This is a genomic window from Actinoallomurus bryophytorum (assembly GCF_006716425.1).
Lineage (GTDB): Bacteria > Actinomycetota > Actinomycetes > Streptosporangiales > Streptosporangiaceae > Actinoallomurus > Actinoallomurus bryophytorum.
This window is the reverse complement of sequence record NZ_VFOZ01000001.1, coordinates 3,124,422-3,143,711: the sequence shown is the minus strand read 5'-3', so window position 1 is coordinate 3,143,711 and position 19,290 is coordinate 3,124,422. Positions and strand designations below refer to the sequence as shown.

The window sequence follows — 19,290 nt, the reverse complement described above, 5'->3', positions numbered from 1 at the left end:
CGCCCGGCAGGCGCAATAGACGGGACGGCGAACGGTGGCCCGATCAGCACCGGATGCCGCGAGCTGGGTGAAACAAGCGACTCAATCAGCGGAGAGCGTCCGATCGACGGACGGGCAGCTTCCTGATCAACCGACGCAGACGAGGACGTGAGTACTTGGGGCGCCAATCGAAAGATCGTGGTTCCGGCACTCTGTGGATGCTGGCGCTGATCGGCCTGATCTGGTCGGTCGCGACGATGGCAATGACCGTGGGCGGTGTACGAGCGGCTCGGCATCGGGCGTACGCGGCGGCCGATCTCGCGGCGCTCGCCGCGGCTGCGCATTTCGCCGATGGAGAGGGGAACGCGTGCGAACTGGCCGCGCGGATCGCTCATGGCTCTGGCGGAAGGCTGCGTCAATGCGTCTTCCACGGTCGCATCTCGGACGTGGTGGTCGTAACCGAGATACGAGCCCTTCCTGCCATGGGCCACTTGACCGCGACCGCGCGTGCGAGAGCAGGTCCGGAGAGGGGCCTGGGCCTCTGCGATCCGCCGTTGCCATGCAGCACGCAGCCACCGCCCCACTGAGTCAGGCGGACGTGAGTCGCTGGGGAGCACCCGTGGAGCGCGGGCGAGTGCGCGGCATGAGGGTGAACCTGTTAGCCCGCTGGCGGGTGCGTGACGCGGCGTGGCATGGCGTGACGCGGCGCGGCGTGGCGTGGCGGGGAGAGGGGGTGAAATATCGGCTCGCGGCTCGCGGCTCGCGGCTCGCGGCTCGCGGGTGCGGCCGCAGACCATGTCAGTGCGGTGAAGCAAGCCTCGGACGGCGGGAGCAAGCATCGGGCGGCTGCGGGCCGTGTGGTGAGCGATGAGCTTCGGGCGGCTGCAGGTCGTGCGAAGCAAGCCTCGGACGGCTGCGAGCCGTGTGGTGAGCGATGAACTTCGGGCGGCTGCGGGTCGTGCGGAGCAAGGCTCGGCCGGCTGCCGTTCGTGCGGTGAAGCTAGCCTCGGGCGGCTGCGGGCCGTGTGGTGAGCGATGAGCTTCGGCGTGTGTTGATGCGATGGCGTCGGGCGTGCGGTGAAGCGAGGGGCCTCAGGCGGGTGGAAGACCCATTAGCTCGCTGGTGCGCTTGGCCGGATCGTCGAGGACCGCGAAGAGGAGATCGCCGCTGTCGACCGCATCGTGGGCGAGCCGGCAAACGTTCCACGCGCGCCGGCACCACGTGACGCCCGGCGGCCGGTGCCCCTCGACGCGGACCTGACGCTCCTGGCGGCTACCGGCGGTCCGCCGGCACCTCGACGTGCCCGGCCTGACCGCGGCGGGTCCGCGCCCGCCCGCCGGCCGTCGCCCGCCGCCGGCCGCGGCCACCCGCGCGTCGAACGCCTCCAGCTCACCGGCGGGGACCACGACGTCGATCTCGGCCGAGACGTGAGGTTGCTGGTGCGCTCGCGTTAGGTAGCTTCGTGCGCAGGTCGCGGTGTCCCGCCTCGGGTGGGGCTCGCTGTGGCTTTCGGACGCTTAGGGATCCGTGCCGTGGATTTCCCTGCGGGCCGTTACTGACATCAACTGTGATCGTTGCATTTTGTGTGAATCCGTGACTCTATTGGAGACACAGTCCGATAGGGTGCTCGGCAATCACTTCCGATGGTCGCGAAGGGTCACGGTCCACTTGCGGACCGGTGGAGCCCGTGATCATCCGAGTTGTCGTCCAGGGATCCAAAGTCTGACAGGGCTCTCTGGACGGTGACGGTGGAAGCTTCCGACGAAGGGACGGCGTCGTGACGAGGGTCCGCAAGGCCGTGGCGGTCAGCCTGATGACCCCGATGGTCGGTGCAGCGATCGCTGTCGGTCTGAGCAGCCACCCCGCGGTCGCCGCGGAGGCTTGTCCGCCGCTCGCGAGTGCGTCCATCACGCCTCCGGCCGGTACGGTCACGGCGGGCTCGAGTGTGCACGTCAGCGCGAAGATCAGTGGTTTGATGCTCCTGCAGGCGCACCTGCAGATCTCTGGTCCCGGCCTGAACAAGCAGGTCGGTAAGAGCGTCGCGAGCGGTCAGATCCAGGGAGACGTGACCGTCCCCAAGGCCGGCTACTTCACGCTGGCGGTCATCGGGAACGGCACCAGCTGCACGTACCAGACCGCGGGCTTCTCGGCGCGGGAGCAGGCGAGCACCGCGAAGCCGACGCAGACCAGCGTGCCGAGCAAGAACCCCCGTCACACCGGCGCCGGTGGCAACGCCTCACCCGGCGCCATGGGGCCACTCCCGACGGGCGGTACGGGCAGCGGCAGCGGTGCCGGTGCCAACAACTTCGGGCTCAACCCGCTCAACGGTGCCTCGCCGTTCAGCCTGCCTTCCGTGGCGCCCGATGGTTCAGGCCAGGGATTCCAGTACCCCAGCCCCGACCCGCAGGTCGCCGCACCGCCCCCCTCGCAGCCGCAGGCGCGCAACGTCTCGGAGACCACCCCGATCAAGTGGGGACAGAGCCTCGCGGTCGCGTTGGTGCTGCTCGTCATCTCGGCGCATCTGGGCATGTGGTCACGCCGTCAGCGTCTCGCCGCCGAGGGTGCGCGCTCGACCGGCGGCAAGTGGATGACCCGCCGGAAGACGAAGGCCACCCCCTCAACGGTCGCCGAGACGACAGCACTGGCCGATGGCGCGACCGCGACGGCGACGGCGACCACATCGACCGCGCCCGATACGACCGCCCCGATCACGACCGGTCCAAGCGAAACCGACCCGAGCGGAACCGCCACCACCGATACCTCTCTGACTGAGGACAGCGCGGCGGACACCAGCGAGCCCGCAGTGGGTTCGCGCAGTTACCAGGGGCGTCGTCGCCGCAGCTGAAGGCGTGTGAAGACGTCATATCGCCGGTATTGAGGACTGGTAGAGCGGAACGGCTCCGCGGTCGGGCGGGACTGCCAGCGGGATTTCTGACTGTGGACGGCGTGGCGGACACCGGTGCACCTGCGTCGGGTTCGCATAGTTATCAGGGGCGTCGTCGCCACAGCCGAGGCGCGCGAAGACGGTCATATCGCCGGTGCTGAGGACTGGCCGAGCGGAACGGCTCCGAGTAGTCCCCGGGCGGAACCGCCGTCACTGGACTTCTCTGACTGAGAACAGTCGGCCTAGACCAGCGCACCCACAGTCGGGCTCACGAGCCGCCCGCGTACGAGGCGGCGGGATCGAGGCAGGACGCCGGCACTGCGTCCCCGCAGACACCGGGTCCCGGTCAGGCGGACTGGTCGAAGAACGGCGACACCGGGTCCTGGTCGCGCTTCCGGTGGCCTGCGACCGGGATGTCGGCCGTCGTCGGGCGCTGGTTTCCCCGGGCGCGGGCGAGTTCTCGCTGTAGCTGCTGCCGCTCCAGCTCCAGCGCGGTCAGTGACTCCTCGCGCTCCTCGCGCAGGTCGCGTAGCTCCTGCCGGACGCGCATCGAGCGGCCCAGGGCCAGGGACGATATGGCCAGGCCCATGACGAAGAAGATGGCCACGATCACGCCGGCGACGAAGACCTGGGCTTCTGAGCTCACTCCTGGCACGTGCTGGCCGAAGACGGTCAGCGTCGCGGGGGCCGTGTTGTCGGCGATGATGCCGACGGCGACGCATACGGCAGCGCCGGCCAGGACTATTCCCAGGAGGATCATTGGCCGCTCATCCTCTCCTCGGACACGGCTTCAGGCCGTCCCCGAGACGCACGGGTTTGCTGTGAGATGTGCCACGATCCAACTAATATGGTGATTTGGTCAAGTCGGGTTACTCCTGTGGCGCCTGTTTCAACAGAGCGTCAAGAAGGTCCAGCGCACCGTGTTTGTCCAGAGGGTCGTTCCCGTTGCCGCACTTGGGCGACTGGATGCACGACGGGCACCCGTACTCGCACTCGCACGCCGCGATGACCTCCCGGGTCGAGCGGAGCCACGCGCCGGCTCGTTCGTAGCCGCGTTCGGCGAAGCCCGCTCCACCTTCGTGACCGTCGTACACGAACACCGTCATGCGCGACGTGTCCGGGTGCATCGCCGTCGACACGCCGCCGATGTCCCACCGGTCGCAGGTGGCGAAAAGCGGCAGCAGGCCGATGGACGCGTGCTCGGCCGCGTGTGCCGAGCCCGCCACGTCCACGTCGCCGAGAGCGGCGAGCGCCTCTTCCGGCAGCGTCCACCAGACCGCACGCGTACGCAGGGTTCGCGGGGGCAGTGAGAGCGGATGCTCGCCGAGTACCTGGCCGCTCGCGAGGCGCCTCATCTGGTACGAGACGACCTGCCGCGTGACCTCGACGGTGCCGAAGCACAGCTCCGCCTCGCCCCACGACGTCGAGCGCAACGTCTCCAGGATCGTGATGTCGGTGACATCCCGAGCCGTCGTCGTGTAATCGGGATCGGCCGCCGAGACCAGCGCGACCGAGTCGTCCAGGTCGAGCGTCCGCACCACGTACGACTCGCCCTGGTGCAGGTAAACCGCGCCGTCGTGGACGGTCGTGTGCGCGGAGGGCTCGTCGACGGTCCCCAGGAGACGCCCGGTGGCCTCCTCCACGACCTGTACGGGCGGTCCGCCCGCGCCGCGGATGTCGGCCAGTTCGCTCGCGCGCTGGCGCTTGGTCCAGAACCAGCCCGCCGGGCGGTGTCGCAACATCCCCCGGCGTACGAGGTCGGAGACGACCTCGAGAGCCGTCGGGCCGAACATCGACAGGTCGTTCTCCGTGAGCGGCAGCTCCGCCGCCGCGGCGCAAAGGTGCGGGGCCAGGACGTACGGGTTGTCGGGATCGAGAACGGTCGCCTCGACGGGCGTACCGAAGATCGCCGATGGGTGGTGCACGAGGTAGGTGTCGAGCGGGTCGTCGCGCGCGATGAGCACGGCCAGGGCGTCCTGTCCGGCGCGGCCGGCGCGGCCCGCCTGTTGCCACAGGGAGGCGCGTGTGCCCGGCCAGCCGCAGATGATGACCGAGTCCAGGCCCGAGACGTCGACTCCCAGCTCGAGCGCGTTGGTGGAGGCGAGCCCGACCAGCGACCGTGAGCGGAGCGCTTTTTCCAGCGCGCGTCTCTCCTCGGGCAGGAACCCCGCACGGTACGCCGCGACCTGGGCGGGCAGCGACGGCGAGATCTCCGCGAGTGCGCGCTTGGCGCCCAGGGCCACCGACTCGGCGCCGCGCCGCGAGCGTACGAACGCCAGCGTCTGTACGTCCTCCACGACGAGGTCGGCCAGCAGGTCGGCGGCCTCGGCGGTCGCGGTGCGGCGTATGGGCGCGTCGTGCTCACCGCGCAGCTCGGTGAGGGGTGGCTCCCAGAGGGCGAACGACGTCGCGCCCCGCGGTGAGGCGTCGTCGCCGACCTCGGCGACCGGCACACCCGTCAGCCGGGACGCGGAGGCGCCCGGAGAGGAAGCGGTGGCCGAGGCGAGCACGAAGACCGGCGACGTGCCGTACCGGGCGCAGATCCGGCGCAGCCGGCGCAGCACCTGGGCGACGTGCGAGCCGAACACTCCGCGGTATCCGTGCGCCTCGTCGACGATGACATAGCGGAGACGGCGGAGGTACGGGGCCCAGCGGGCGTGTCCGGGCAGCATGGTGCGATGCAGCATGTCGGGATTGGTCAGCACGTAATTCGCGTACTGCCGGACCCACGTACGGTCCTCGGCCGACGTGTCGCCGTCGAAGGTGGACGAGCGCAGCTGGGCGAGCTTGAGGCCGCGCAGCGCCCTGAGCTGGTCGGCGGCGAGAGCCTTGGTCGGCGAGAGGTAGAGGACCGTGCCGCCGGAGAAGACGGCGTCCAGGGCGGGCAGTAGGTAGGCCAGGGATTTGCCCGAGGCCGTACCGGTGGCCACGATCACGGACGTGCCCTCGTGCGCGAGGTCGGCGGCCTGTGCCTGGTGTTCCCACGGCTCGGAGATGCCCGCATGGCGCAGGCGGTCGACCACCAGACGCGGGACCCAGGAGGGCCAGTCGGCGTGCCGTCCCTCGCGCGCGGGCACGTTCTCGACATGGGTGATGCGCTCTCGGTTGCGCGGCTCGGCCAGGAGCCGGCGCAGAACCTCACCCGTGGGCCGGGAGGGCGGCGTACGCTCGCCGCCTGATGTCGATGTATCTATGGCCTGCGTCACTCCTCCTCATCGGAGCGGTTCGCCGTGCGGAGGTTTCCAGTCTGGCATCCTGGGCACAACGCTTTGAACCGTCGTCCGTGGTGCCCCCCAGGGCTCTCATGAGACCCACGGCACGTGGGGGAAGTCGCCCTGTGTGCCGATTTCGTGTAGACACGGTGGCGGAGCGTGGTTGAATCACGGCGGGGTTCCGTGCCCCGACTTCCATACGCGGTACGGCGCAGGAGGATCTGTGGACCTGAAGGTTAGTGACTACACCACTGACGATGACCTCACCGTCATCAATGTGGAGGGAGAGATCGACGTCTACACCGCGCCGAAGCTCCGCGAGAAGCTCATTGATCTGGTGAACAAGGGTAAGTACCACCTCCTCGTGGACATGGAGAAGGTGGAGTTTCTCGACTCGACCGGTCTCGGTGTCCTCGTCGGCGGGCTCAAGCGAGTGCGGGCGCACGACGGGTCCCTCGAGCTCGTCTGCACGCAGGAGCGCATCCTCAAGATCTTCCGGATCACTGGGCTGACCAAGGTTTTCGGCATCTTCGACTCTGTCGACGACGCGCGAGAGCACCGCAAGAAGCAGAAGTAGGCCGGGGATGGCACCCGAGATAGCCACCGTCGAGCTCACGTTCAGCCCCTTGCCGGTGCATGTGCGCACCGCACGGCTCGTCGCCACCGCCGTTGCGCGGCGTGGCGGGGTCGAGGAGGCCTTGCTCGACGAGGTACGGCTGGCGGTCGGTGAGGCCTGCTCGCGTGCGGTGGAGGCTCATCAGCAGCAGTGCCCCGCCGAGCCGGTACGGGTCGAGTTGCGCGACGGTGCGGACCGCTTCGAGGTCATGGTGTCCGATCGTGTGCCGAATGATGACCCGGCGGGTGAGGGAGCCACTCAGGTCTCCTCTGACCTGGCCGAGCTCAACGGCGATCTCAATTTGGGATTCGCCGTCATCGCCGGGCTCGCCGACGACGTCGACATCGCGTCGACGCCGTCGGGTGTCGAGATCACGATGAGCTGGCCGGCCAAGAAGGACTGAACGTAGTTCTAGAGGGCCTCTTCGGACCGTACGCGGGCCGGAGGGGCCCTTCGTGTTTCGTGGGAAGGCCGCGAGTGCCGCCCGAAAAGCACCCTATTTTTGGCCATGTGTATAATGTCGGTTTAGGTCAGACCGATCGGACATTATTGGTGAGGCGCTTCTCTGTGGCTAATTGCGTAATTCGTGGAGCAGGCGCCATTGACCTGGAAAGACGCCATTAGCTAACACCTGCATATTAAGTTCAGGTGTAGGTGACGTCACATCTTTATCGCGATGTCGTTAAGCAAACGAGCAGGCTTCTAATTCCGGCTACGCATGCGTAGACTCCCGGCACCATTGCCCGCCTGACGCGTGGTAGTGGCCCGGTCAGCCCCCGTAGGCGACCGGATCTAACGCCCTGTCGAGGAGGATGCATGTCTGGGCTTCACCACGCCCAGGCCAGTGCGGAAGTGAGTCTCGGCGGCAGCGACCTCAGCTTGGTGGTCGTTGTCGGTGTGATCGCTTTGTTGGCGCTGGCCGTTGCCGGTGTTCTGGTCCGCGAGGTACTCGCGGCCGACCAGGGCACCGAGAAGATGCAGGAAATCGCGCAGGCGGTGCAGGAGGGCGCGATCGCGTACCTCAAGCGCCAGTTCCGCACGGTGGGCATCTTCGTCATCTTGATCCCCTTCCTGTTGCTCCTGCTTCCGGCGGAGACCACGGGGGTGAAGATCGGCAGATCGGTCTTCTTCGTCATCGGCGCGCTGTTCTCCGGCATCACCGGCTTCACCGGCATGTGGCTCGCGGTGCGCGGCAACGTTCGCGTGGCGGCGGCGGCGCGTGAGAGTGGCGAGAAGCTCGCCATGCGGATCGCGTTCCGTACCGGCGGCGTCGCCGGCATGTTCACCGTCGGCCTGGGCCTGTTCGGCGCGGCCGTCGTGGTGTTCGCGTACAAGGGCCACGCGCCCGGCGTGCTCGAGGGCTTCGGCTTCGGTGCCGCACTGCTCGCCATGTTCATGCGTGTCGGTGGCGGAATCTTCACCAAGGCCGCCGACGTGGGCGCCGACCTGGTCGGCAAGGTCGAGCAGGGGATTCCCGAGGACGACCCGCGTAACGCCGCGACCATCGCCGACAACGTCGGTGACAACGTGGGCGACTGTGCCGGTATGGCGGCCGACCTGTTCGAGTCGTACGCGGTCACGCTGGTGGCGAGCCTGATCCTCGGCCGTGTCGCCTTCGGTACCGAGGGCCTGGTCTATCCGCTGATCGTGCCGATGATCGGCGTGGTCACCGCGGTGATCGGCATCTTCGCGGTCGCACCGCGCGCCAAGGACCGCTCGGGCATGAGCGCGATCAACCGTGGCTTCTTCATCTCCGCGATCATCTCCGCGATCGCGGTGGCCGTCGCCACGTTCCTCTACCTGCCGGACTCCTTCGCCAAGCTGCACGGCGCGGACACGGCGATCACCGGCGACTCGCACCTGGCCAACGTCGACCCGCGGTGGGTGGCGCTCGGGGCCGTACTCGTCGGCATCGTGCTCGCCAGCGCGATCCAGCTGCTCACCGGCTACTTCACCGAGACCAACCGCCGTCCGGTCAAGGACGTGACCGAGTCGGCTCGTACGGGCCCGGCCACGGTCATCCTGTCCGGCGTCTCGCTCGGTCTCGAGTCGGCCGTCTACACCGCGCTGGTCATCGCCGCCGCGGTGTACGGCGCGTTCCTGCTCGGCTTCAGCAACACGACCGTGGCGCTGTTCGCGGTCGCGCTCGCCGGTACGGGTCTGCTGACCACGGTCGGCGTGATCGTGTCGATGGACACCTTCGGCCCGGTCTCGGACAACGCGCAGGGCATCGCCGAGATGTCCGGTGACATCGAGGGCGAGGCCGCGAGCGTTCTGGAGAGCCTGGACGCGGTCGGCAACACCACCAAGGCGATCACCAAGGGCATCGCGATCGCCACGGCCGTACTGGCCGCGACCGCCTTGTTCGGGTCGTTCCGTACGACGGTCGTCGCCGAGCTGTCCGGTGCGAGTAAGGGCGTCAAGGACGCGCTCGGTCCGACATTCCAGACCTTCAACCTGGGTGTCGACAACCCGAACGTCCTGGTCGGGTTGATCATCGGTGCGTCGGTGGTGTTCCTGTTCTCCGGCCTGGCCATCATGGCGGTCGGCCGCGCGGCCGGACGCGTCGTGATGGAGGTGCGCAAGCAGTTCCGCGAGCACCCCGGGATCATGGACTACACCGAGAAGCCGGACTACGGCGCGGTGGTGGCCATCTGCACCGCGGACGCCCAGCGAGAGCTGGCCACGCCGGGTCTGCTGGCGATCATGACGCCGATCGCGGTCGGCTTCGCGCTCGGGTACGCGCCACTGGGCGCGTTCCTGGCCGGAGCGATCGCCGCGGGTGCGCTGATGGCGGTCTTCCTGTCCAACTCCGGTGGCGCGTGGGACAACGCCAAGAAGCTCGTCGAAGAGGGTCACCTCGGCGGCAAGGGCTCCGAGGCGCACGCGGCAACGGTGATCGGCGACACGGTCGGTGACCCGTTCAAGGACACCGCCGGCCCGGCGATCAACCCGCTGATCAAGGTCATGAACCTTGTTTCGCTGCTGATCGCCCAGGCGGTCGTGACGTACGCGGCCAACACCCCGCTGCGGATCATCGTCACGGTGATCGCGGTCGGTGTGATCGTCGGCTCGATCGTCATCTCCAAGCGCCGTGGGTCCTCCCTCGACGAAGGGGGAGAGCCGGCGGTGGAGAGCGGCCAGGCACCGGACGGCGCCAAGGGCGAGTCGGCGGAGACGGACGAGACGGACGAGACGGCTCGGGCCAGCGCCTCCTGATTCAACGCACGAAGCACGACGAGAGGGCCGGGTGGTGACACCCGGCCCTTTTCGTTTTCCCGCTCTGGTCGGCAGCGGCTCTTTCGTCGGCGGCGCATTCGGTTCTCTTGGCCGCTGGGTGCCGGGATGCCGGGTGCCCTGGCAGGTCGCCCTGGCAGAAGGAGTCATCGGGGTTTTCCACAGAACGCCGTTCACCTGGTGTGGGTGGTGCGGTCTCGGCCACCCTGAGTCATGGACGCTCTAGTGCACGCCCGGAGTGAGGCCTGCGGGGCCGCCCGTCGCCGCGCCACCGGTGGCGACGCCCACGGTCGCGGCGCCCCGCCCGGTCGTGTGGGCGCCCGCCCGGTCGTGTGGGTGGGCGGTGGACGCGGCACGGTGGGGGCGGGGCAGACTGTGTACATGCAGAACCCCCAGCCATCCGGTGCCAAGGGCTTCGCGCTCCTCATCGGCATCATGGTCGCGATCGTTCTGGCGATCATGGTGGTCGCCGTCGTCCTCTCGCCGCACCACTGATGCCCACGCTGATCGTGCTGCGGCACTCCAAGGCCGCCTCGCCGCTCGGCACCCCCGACGCCGACCGCCCGCTCGCCGGACGTGGCCGCCGGGACGCGGAGCAGGCCGGCGACGAGTTGCGCGCGGCGGAGCTCAGCCCGGATCACGTGATCTGTTCGACCTCGCTGCGGACCCGGCAGACCCTGGAGGGGCTCGGCCTGGATGTCCCGGTCGACTTCGAGCCCCGGGTCTACGGAAACGACGCGGACGACATCCTCGACCTCCTGCGCGAGCAGTCCGTTGAGACGTTGCTGCTCGTCGGACACAATCCCTCGGCGCACCAGCTCGTCGTCGGCCTGACCGGCACGTCCGAGGACCACTTTCCGACCTCGGCGACGGCGGTCATCGAGTTCGACGGCGAATGGTCCGACCTGTGGCCGGGGACCGCGCGCCTCGTCTCGTTCTGGGTTCCGCGGGGCTGACGCTTCCCCCGGTCTCCTTAGGCGATCAGGCCCATGGCAGACCGGATCACGCCCGATGCCTCCGGTCATCGAATGAGAGCGGCCGTCGTGGTGAAGGTCGACGCCCCCGATCCTGGCCGCCGCGAGCCTGCCGGTTGGGAGCGGGCCGGTTGGGAGCGGGCCGGGTCGGGGATTTGCCCATGGGGAGCCTGCCGGTTGGGAGCGGGCCGGGTCGGGAGTCTGCCCGTGGGGAGCCTGCCGGTTGGGAGCGGGCCGGGTCGGGAGTCTGCCCGTGGGGAGCCTGCCGGTCGGGAGCGGGCCGGTCGGGAGTCTGCCCGTAAGGAACCTGCCGGTCGGGAGATGGTCCACGGGGAGATGGCCGCGCTCCGGTGGGCGGGCGAGCATCTCGCGAGTGGGCACAACGTCGAGGGACTACCAGCGCGCTGAGGGCGCTACCTGCTGATACCCGGGATCATCAAGGTGGCCACCGGCATCTTCAGTGACCCTCCGGTCTACCTCGTGGCCGGATCCGGCCACGGGGTTCTCTCTCCGTCGCCCGCGTCCGTACTGATCGCGATGGGGACGACTGCCTGTCAGGGACACGTGTCACTGCCATCACGATGAGTCACGTTACTGACGGTTCGCCCATAAGTCGCTCTTGCCTGTCGAAGCACGACAGGGGAGCGGAACACCCGGGGGGACGCCGGAGCCGTGGTGCGAGATGGGGCGCCGCACGCACCACAAGGGACACGAATGCGTCAGAACGGACGGAGAGATCTTGAAGAGATTCGCCTTGCTCCCCCTTCTCGCACTGCCGGTGATCGCCGGGGCTCCGGGCGCGGTGGACGCCGCCGCGGCGACACCGACGGCACCGCTGGTCTCCGCCCAGGGCGAGGCTGCCTTGGGCCAGTACATCGTCACGGTGAAGTCCGGCGGCGGCCGGCGGCAGCACGCGATGGACGCCGTTCCCCAGGGGGCGGTCACGCACGTCTTCACCAAGGTCGTGAACGGCTTCTCGGCCAAGCTCGACGCCACACAGCTCGCCCACCTGCGCCATGACCCGAACGTCCTCAAGGTCGCTCAGGCCGCGACGATGCACACGATGACGACCCAGACCGGCGCCGACTGGGGGCTGGACCGGCTCGACGCGGGCTCCGGGCTCGACCAGAACTACACCTACGACCACACCGGGAAGGGCGTCACGGCCTACGTCATCGACACGGGCATCGACACGTCCAACGCGGACTTCGGCGGCCGAGCCTCGGTCGGCGTCGACGTGACCGGCGGCGATGGCAAGGACTGCAACGGCCACGGCACGCACGTCGCGGGCACGATCGGCGGAACCACGTACGGCGTCGCCAAGGGCGTGACGATCAAGGCCGTACGGGTGCTGAGCTGCCAGGGTTCGGGCACGGACGCCGACGTGATCGCCGGCATGGACTGGGTGGCACGGAACGCCGTCAAGCCCGCCGTGGCGAACATGTCGCTCGGTGGGAGCAAGTCCCCGACGGTCGACGTCGCCGCCAAGAGGCTCTCGGGCGCCGGCGTCTTTCTGGCCGTCGCGGCCGGCAACAACGCTGGGGACGCCTGTAACGGCTCGCCCTCTGGCGCCGACGGTGTCCTCGCCGTCGCGGCAGATGACCGGACCGACGCGTCGGCGGGCTTCACGAACTACGGAAGCTGCGTCAAGGTGTACGCGCCCGGTGTGGACATCAAGTCGGACTGGCTGTCCGGCGCTACCAGAACGGTGAGCGGGACCTCCATGGCGACCCCCCACGTCGTCGGCGTCGCGGCTCTGTACAAGGAGGCCAACGGCGACGGTTCTCAGGCGACCGTCACCGACTGGATCACCTCGCACGCCGTGAAGAACGCCATCACCGGCGTCCCCGCGGGCACGCCCAACCTCCTGCTGAACACCGGCGGTCTCTGACGCCCCGTTCACCAAGGTAGACGAGGCGCCGCCGCGCAACGCTCCGGACGACGGCGCGGTTGGGAACGGTTTGGTGGGGGAACGGCGCGGTCAGGAACGGCGTGGTCATGACTGGCGTGGTCCGGAGCGGCACGGAACGGCCTGGCCGTGAACGGCGTGATCGTGAACGGCACGGTCAGGAGCGGCGCGGCCTCTACCGGCATGGTCCGGTCCTGAACGGCGCTGGTCCGCTGTTCCCTGAACGGCCAGTCAGGACAGCCCGCCTCACGGCCTGGCCTCACGGCCTGGCTTCACGGCCTGGCCTAATGGGCGGCTCCGTTGGGCTGAGAAAGGCGACGAGCCGACATCGGCAGCACTGGCCCGCCGGAGGGGCGTCCCCGATCCATCCCTCCGCGCGAGTGACGCCGGGGCCTGGCAGGCCCCGGCATCGTGCTGTAGTAGGTAGGACATTTAGGACCTGCGGAGGTGGGCATGGGGGCGTCGTTCGCGTCGCTGCGTGCGACCTATGCCGAGTCCGAAGGGCAGGCCGCGCCGGTGTACGGCACGGTCACCGCCGTCGGCGTCGCCACGCCGCTCCTGGTCGGCCTGCTGACCGGCCACGCCGCCGAGAGCGTGCTGGTCGCCCTCGGCGCCTTCTACGTCGCCCTCGCCGCCCCCGGCGGACCGTACGGCGCCCGCGCACGCGCGCTCCTCATCGCGGTGGCCGTCGTCACGGTCTTCACCTGGCTCGGTGGTTCGCTGAGCGGCCACCCGTGGCTCGCCGTGGCGGCCGTGCCCGTCGTCGCCACGCTCGCCTCGATGCTGCCGTGGATGGGCGCGACCGCGACGCTCTGTACCGTGCTCGCCGCGATCCGGCCCACGACCAGCCCGGTGATATTCGACGGCTTTCTGGAGATGTCCGGAGGGTTGTTCGTGTCCGCGCTGCTCGTGGCGCCGTGGATCACCCACCGACTGCGTCCGCTGCGGATGTCGCTGGCCGAGGTCGCCGGCTCGGTGGCCGCCGCGCTCGACGTCCTGGCAACGCCCGGGCCGGACGAGGAGGAGTGGACGGACCGCCGCCGCCGGGCGTACGAGGCGATCAGGCAGGCGCGGGTGACGTACGGGCTCTACCGCGCGGGTGGGCGTGACGACCAGGAGCGTCCACGTCAGCTGATCGAGGCGTTCCGGCGGACGATGGACGAGGCGGTGGCCCTGCGCGCCATGCTCACCGCCGTACGCGCCGACTCGCCGCCCGAGCACTGGGAACGCGAGTGCCGTGTGGCCGTGTCCTCGCTGGCCGCGCGGCTGCGGCTGCTCGCCGGGGGCATCGAGGCGCGCGGCGGCCGTCCGCTCGGGGGTGACGGCGCCGTCGCGCTCGACCGGTTCGCGCGGGTGACCGAGGAGGTACGCCAGGAATGGCTCGCCGGGCAGCCCGATCTGGTCGCCACGGCGCTCCTCCTGCGGGTCCGGCAGGCCGTCGAGCGGATGGCCGCGAGCGTCGGCCGGGCGCGGCAGATCCTCGACCACGGCCTGACGCTCGGCATCGACGTGCCCCACCTGCCCGAACGCCCGGTGGGTGGCTGGAGCCGGTTCAAGGAGGCGGTCCGCACCCGCTCACCCGGGTTCCGTCACGCGGTACGCGTCGGGGTGGCGGTCGCGGCGGCCATGGCGCTCGCCACCGGTCTGAAGCTGCCGCACGGCCACTGGCTGACCATCACGGTCCTGCTCAGCCTCCGTGATTCCTACGGTGACACGGTCAAGCGAGTGATCAAGCGGGTCGGCGGTACCGCGATCGGCGCGATCGTCGCCGCCCTCGCCCTGGCCATCGCGCCGGGCGAGGCGACGCTGGTCGTCCTGATCTTCGTCGGCGCGATCCTCGGGTTCACGTTCCGGTCGGCGAACTACGCCTACTGGATGATGTTCAGCACTCCGATGGTCATGTTGCTGGTCGACTTCTCCGACGCGCTGTCCTGGTCGGCGGCGGCCTGGCGCATCGGGCTCACCCTCGCGGGTGGCCTGCTGGCACTGGCCGCCGCGCGTGGTCTGTGGTCGTCCGGTACGCCGCGCCGGGTCCCCGGGCAGGTCTCCGAACTGATGCGTTCCCACGCTCGGCTGGTACGGGCGGTCGCCGCACGCTTCGACGGCGACGACGAGGCGCCGGTACGCCGCCGGACCGAGGACGCGGTCGCGGCCGAGAACGACCTGGAGGAGTCGGCCAAGCGCCTCGGCAGGGAGCCCTCGCCGCCGATCGGCCTCATCACGGGGATCAGGGCCGCCGGTACGGCCGCGCGGAGCGTACGGGATGACCTGAAGACCCTGGTGACGCTGCAGGAGGAGGATCTGGACGCGGGTCCGGTGTGCGTCATCCTCGACCGGATCGCCGACCATCTGGACGCGCGGGCCGACGCGCCGGAGGCCGAAAACGGCGCGCTCGACCTAGGTGACCTGCTGGAGGAGTTCGACGACCACCTGTCGGGCCTCGACCGGCGCCGCCGCGACGAGCTGGCCGACGGCGTCGGCACCGACGCGGTCACCACGCTGCGCCGCCTGCTGATCCAGGCGGCGAGCGCCCGTCACGCCGTCCGCTCTCTCGTCGCCGACACCGAAAGCCTCACCGCGACCGGCCCGGCGGAAGAGCAAGCCGAGGGTCCTGCGAGAGACGGCGCCCGGCCAGGCGGGTGACGCCGGCCGCCCGGACCGTGCTGTAGTGGACGGGACACCACCTGTCGACGGGGGGAGCACAGGTGAGGTCTGCTCTGGCGCGCCTGCGAGGGGGGTTGGTGGCGTCCGAAGGACGTGCCGCGCCCTTCTACGGCCTGGCGACGGCCGTCGGCGTGACCACTCCACTGGTGATCGGCGTGTTCACCGGCCACGCGGCCGACAGCGTGCCCGCGGGCCTGGGCGCCTTCTACGTCGCCTTCGCCGGACCCAAGGGGCCCTATGGCGCCCGTGCCCGCGCGATGCTCGCGACGGTGGCCGTCGTCACCGTCTTCACCTGGTTCGGCGGGCTGCTGAACGGGCACCCCTGGCTCGCGACAGTGATCGTCCCGGTGGTCGCCGCCGTGGGCGCGGCGCTCTCGTGGATGGGCCCGACCGCCGCTCTGTGCACGCTGATCGCCGCGGTACGGCCGCCGACCAGCCCGGTGTTCCTCAACGGGATCCTCGAGATGGCCGGCGGCCTGTGGGTGTCGGTGCTCCTTCTGGCGCCCTGGGTCACGGACCGGCTGCGCCCGCTGCGGACGTCCGTCGTCGCGGCGGCCCGCGCGGTGGCCGGGGCCGTCGACGCGCTGCCCGATTCGGACCCGGACCTGTGGGACCGTCGCCGGCGGGAGGCCTACGACGCGATCAGGCAGGCCCGTGCGACGTACGCGTTCTACCGCGGCCTGGGGCACGAGGATCCGCGGCGGCTGGCGGACGTGCTGGACCGGGCCGTCGACGAGACGGTCGTGGCGCGTTCACTGCTCGGCGCGCTGCGGCAGGAGGCGCCACCGCCCGAGTGGTGGGAGCGGGAACTCCGCGCCGTCGGGTCCGCACTCGCCCGCCGGTGCCGCGAGCTCGCCGAGGCCCTCGAGACGGGCGGGAGCACGCCCGGCGAGTCCGTGGCTCTGCACCGCTTCGTTCGCGTCAGCGACGACGTGCGCCGCATGCGGGTACACGACCGTGACGACGTCGTCGGATCCGCGATGGTCCTGCAGGTACGCCGGATGATCGAGCGGATCGCGGCGACGATCGAGGAGGCGGCCGGGATCGTGTCCGGCGGCCTCAGGGCCGGCTTCGACACGACTCTGCCCGAACGCCGGGACGGTGGCCGGCGGCGCCTCACCGCCGCGGTCATGACCGGCTCGCCCGGGTTCCGGCATGCGGCGCGCGTCGGGACCGCGATCGCGCTGGCGATGGCGCTCGACAACGGGCTCCGGCTGCCGTACGGGTACTGGCTGCCGATCACGGTCACGTTCTGCCTGCGCGACTCTTATGGCGGCACGGTGGAGCGGGTGGTCAAACGGGTCGGCGGCGCGACCGTGGGCGGCACCGTTGCGGCCCTGGCGCTGGCGGTGGCACCCGAACAGGCGACGCTGATCATCCTCGTCTTCGTCGGGGCGGCGCTCGGGTTCGCGCTCTCGCCGGTCAACCACGCGTACTGGGTGATGTTCGCGACCCCGCTGGTGATGCTGCTCATCGACTTCACCCAGCAGCTGTCCTGGCGGGCCGCGACGTGGCGCATCGGGCTCACCGTCGCGGCCGGCGCGATGGCGCTGGCCGCGGCGCGGACGCTGTGGCCCGCCGGCACGCGCCGCCTGCTGCCCGAACGCCTGGCGCGGCTGTTCCACACCCATGCCGAGCTGGCGCGTACGGTCGCCGCGCGGTTCGAGGGCCGGCCGTGCGCTCCGGTGCACCAAAGGCTGGCGGAGGCGTCGTCGGCGGCGATGGAGGTCGAGGACTCGATGCTGCGGCTGGCCCAGGAGCCCGCGCCACCCGGCGAGCTGCTCCGGCGGCTTCGCGACACGACCGCGATCGCGCGGCGCCTGCGCGACTACCTCGGCACGCTGGGGGCGCTGGCCGAAGAGGAGCCCGTCGACGCGGGCCCCGTACCCGCCATCCTCGAACGCGTGGCCGACCACCTTGATGCGCACGGCGATGACGCTCTCGAACTCGACGACCTGCTGCGCGAGCTGGACGACCACCTGTCGAGCCTGTGCCGGCGGCGGCGCGCCGAGATCGCCGGCGGCGCCGGTGTGGACGCGGTGAGCTCGATGCGGAAGGCCCTGGCCGAGGTGGCGGGTGCCCGGCACGCGCTTCGCGCCCTCGCCTCGGACGCGGAGCGGCTCACGGAGGTGGCACCCTGAGCGTGGCTCAGTGGGAGAGCGCGTCGTCCTCGGCGTCGGCGGCGTCGATCTCGTCGCGCGAGATGCCGAGCAGAAAGGCGATGGTGTCCATGTACGGCACGTTCAGCGCGGTGTCGGCCGCCTGGCGTACCACCGGCTTGGCGTTGTAGGCGATGCCCAGCCCGGCCACCGCCAGCATGTCCAGGTCGTTCGCGCCGTCGCCGATCGCCACGGTCTGGCTGAGCGGCACTCCCGCCTCGGCGGCGAAGCGTTCGAGCGCCGTGGCCTTGCCCGGCCGGTCGATGATCGGCCCGACGAGACGCCCGGTCAGCTTGCCCGCCTCGATCTCCAGGACGTTCGCGGCGGAGTAGTCGATGCCGAGGTCGGCGGCGAGCGCGTCGGTGATCTGGGTGAACCCGCCGCTGACGATCGCGAACTTGTAGTCGAGCCGCTTGAGGGTGCGGACCAGGGTGCGTACGCCCGGCGAGAACTCGACGCTGCGCCGCACCTCGCTCAGCACACTCTCGTCGAGTCCCTTGAGCATCGCGACCCGCTCACGCAGCGAGCCCTCGAAGTCGAGCTCACCGCGCATGGCGGCCTCGGTGATCTCGGCGACCTGGTCCGCGCGGCCGGCGTACTCGGCGAGGAGCTCGATGACCTCGCCCTGGATGAGGGTCGAGTCGACGTCCATGACGATGAGCCGTTTGGTCCGCCGGGCCAGCCCGCCGCGCTGGACCGCGACGTCGACCTGCTGCTCGGCGCCCTCGGCGGCCAGCGCCGTGCGCAGGCCGTCCGGGTCGGCGCCGGAGACGTGCATCTCGATGCAGGTGACCGGGGTGGTGGCGAGCCGCTCGATGCGGTCGATGTTGGCGCCGTGCGCGGCCACCCGGCCGGCGATGCCCGCGAGCGCCGCGGGCCGCAGCGCGCTGCCGAGGATGGTGACGTGCAACCGCCCGTGCCGCCGGCGCGAGGTGTTCTCGGCGTCGTTGCCCGATCCGGTGGCGAGCTCGATCTCCATGCCGAGGTCGGCCGCGATCTTTTCGGTGGCGGCGAAGACCTGGCCGACATCGGTGTCGCGGCCGTAGGACACCAGGACCCCGAGGACCAGCCGGCCACGGATGACGACCTGCTCGACGTCGGCGACGGTCACCGGGAACGCGGAAAGGGTGGTGAACAGGCGCGACGTGACCCCGGGGCGGTCGCGGCCGGTCAACGTGATCAACAGCGTGCGCTTTTTGGCATTCATGCTGCTCACCACGCTACTTGGCGCCGCTCGGCTTTCGCTTCCGCGTCCACGATCCGGACACCGGACGTTCACCGGTCGTGCTCGGTCAGCGGATCCAGCTGACGGCTTCTACGTCGGGATGGGCGGTCGCCCAATGAGAGGGATTTCCTGTGAGTATCTTCCAGCTCCGCTCCCGAGCCGAGTGAGCCGCGTGCGCCGAACCGAGCGTGGTCTCGGCCTTCGCCTCCAGACCGGCGGTCACCACCGAGCGCACGTTGCCGCGGCTCAGGCTTTCGCCGACGACCACGCCGAACTCCAGAAGATAGAGCGCGCGCTCCGCCTCATGCGGCGCGGTGAGCCGCATCAGCGCCTCCGCCATCGCCGTCATCGGGACCAGGAGCGTCTGCGCCTTCATGTCGTACTGATCGATCAGCAGCATCGCGTCGGGCGAACCTCGTCCGAAGGCCAG

At 70.1% G+C, this 19,290-nt stretch carries 14 protein-coding genes; 9 read left to right on the top strand and 5 right to left on the bottom strand.

Translation table 11 applies throughout. From position 1 onward, the window contains the following. Nucleotides 1–155 precede the first annotated feature (155 nt). Nucleotides 156–566: an Rv3654c family TadE-like protein gene (locus FB559_RS14530; RefSeq protein WP_281286265.1), complete on the top strand. Its 411-nt coding sequence runs from the start codon at nt 156–158 to the stop codon at nt 564–566. A 505-nt stretch (nt 567–1,071) separates the two neighbouring features. Here the strand turns inward: FB559_RS14530 and FB559_RS14525 are convergent. Further along, complete coding sequence (locus FB559_RS14525; RefSeq protein WP_141956111.1) at nt 1,072–1,386, bottom strand: hypothetical protein; 315 nt, start codon at nt 1,384–1,386, stop codon at nt 1,072–1,074. A 371-nt stretch (nt 1,387–1,757) separates the two neighbouring features. On the opposite strand from FB559_RS14525, the gene FB559_RS14520 reads away from it, so the two are divergent. Next, complete coding sequence (locus tag FB559_RS14520; RefSeq protein ID WP_141956110.1) at nt 1,758–2,825, top strand: hypothetical protein; 1,068 nt, start codon at nt 1,758–1,760, stop codon at nt 2,823–2,825. A gap of 385 nt (nt 2,826–3,210) precedes the next feature. Here FB559_RS14520 and FB559_RS14515 read toward each other — a convergent pair whose 3' ends face one another. Continuing rightward, on the bottom strand, nt 3,211–3,624 hold the full coding sequence (locus tag FB559_RS14515; protein ID WP_185792207.1) for a hypothetical protein: 414 nt from the start codon (nt 3,622–3,624) through the stop codon (nt 3,211–3,213). Nucleotides 3,625–3,733: 109 nt separating this feature from the next. Then, a complete protein-coding gene (locus tag FB559_RS14510) occupies nt 3,734–5,998 on the bottom strand; it encodes a DEAD/DEAH box helicase (RefSeq protein WP_221640410.1) in 2,265 nt (754 codons plus the stop codon). A 301-nt stretch (nt 5,999–6,299) separates the two neighbouring features. Here FB559_RS14510 and FB559_RS14505 point away from each other — a divergent pair, with 301 nt between their 5' ends. The 7 genes from FB559_RS14505 to FB559_RS14475 all read left to right on the top strand — a co-directional run bounded on the left by FB559_RS14505 (nt 6,300) and on the right by FB559_RS14475 (nt 17,617). Then, nucleotides 6,300–6,653: an STAS domain-containing protein gene (locus tag FB559_RS14505; RefSeq protein WP_141956108.1), complete on the top strand. Its 354-nt coding sequence runs from the start codon at nt 6,300–6,302 to the stop codon at nt 6,651–6,653. Nucleotides 6,654–6,672: 19 nt separating this feature from the next. Continuing rightward, nucleotides 6,673–7,095: an ATP-binding protein gene (locus tag FB559_RS14500; protein ID WP_141961691.1), complete on the top strand. Its 423-nt coding sequence runs from the start codon at nt 6,673–6,675 to the stop codon at nt 7,093–7,095. A gap of 413 nt (nt 7,096–7,508) precedes the next feature. Further along, nucleotides 7,509–9,911, top strand: a complete 2,403-nt coding sequence (locus tag FB559_RS14495; protein WP_141956107.1) for a sodium-translocating pyrophosphatase — start codon at nt 7,509–7,511, stop codon at nt 9,909–9,911. Nucleotides 9,912–10,423: 512 nt separating this feature from the next. Beyond that, nucleotides 10,424–10,885: a SixA phosphatase family protein gene (locus FB559_RS14490; protein WP_141956106.1), complete on the top strand. Its 462-nt coding sequence runs from the start codon at nt 10,424–10,426 to the stop codon at nt 10,883–10,885. A gap of 757 nt (nt 10,886–11,642) precedes the next feature. Further along, complete coding sequence (locus tag FB559_RS14485) at nt 11,643–12,794, top strand: S8 family peptidase (RefSeq protein WP_246121592.1); 1,152 nt, start codon at nt 11,643–11,645, stop codon at nt 12,792–12,794. 471 nt (nt 12,795–13,265) lie between these two features. Further along, on the top strand, nt 13,266–15,455 hold the full coding sequence (locus tag FB559_RS14480; protein WP_141956104.1) for an FUSC family protein: 2,190 nt from the start codon (nt 13,266–13,268) through the stop codon (nt 15,453–15,455). Between the two features lie 98 nt (nt 15,456–15,553). Beyond that, nucleotides 15,554–17,617 (top strand): FUSC family protein, encoded by a 2,064-nt coding sequence (locus FB559_RS14475; RefSeq protein ID WP_141956103.1) that lies wholly within the window; start codon nt 15,554–15,556, stop codon nt 17,615–17,617. A 7-nt stretch (nt 17,618–17,624) separates the two neighbouring features. Here FB559_RS14475 and serB read toward each other — a convergent pair whose 3' ends face one another. Then, entirely contained in the window at nt 17,625–18,842 is a 1,218-nt protein-coding gene (gene serB / locus FB559_RS14470; RefSeq protein WP_141956102.1) for a phosphoserine phosphatase SerB, read from the bottom strand. An 85-nt stretch (nt 18,843–18,927) separates the two neighbouring features. Beyond that, the gene (locus FB559_RS14465) at nt 18,928–19,260 is read right to left on the bottom strand and encodes a hypothetical protein (RefSeq protein WP_141956101.1); all 333 of its coding nucleotides are present in this window, start codon (nt 19,258–19,260) and stop codon (nt 18,928–18,930) included. Nucleotides 19,261–19,290: the final 30 nt, after the last annotated feature.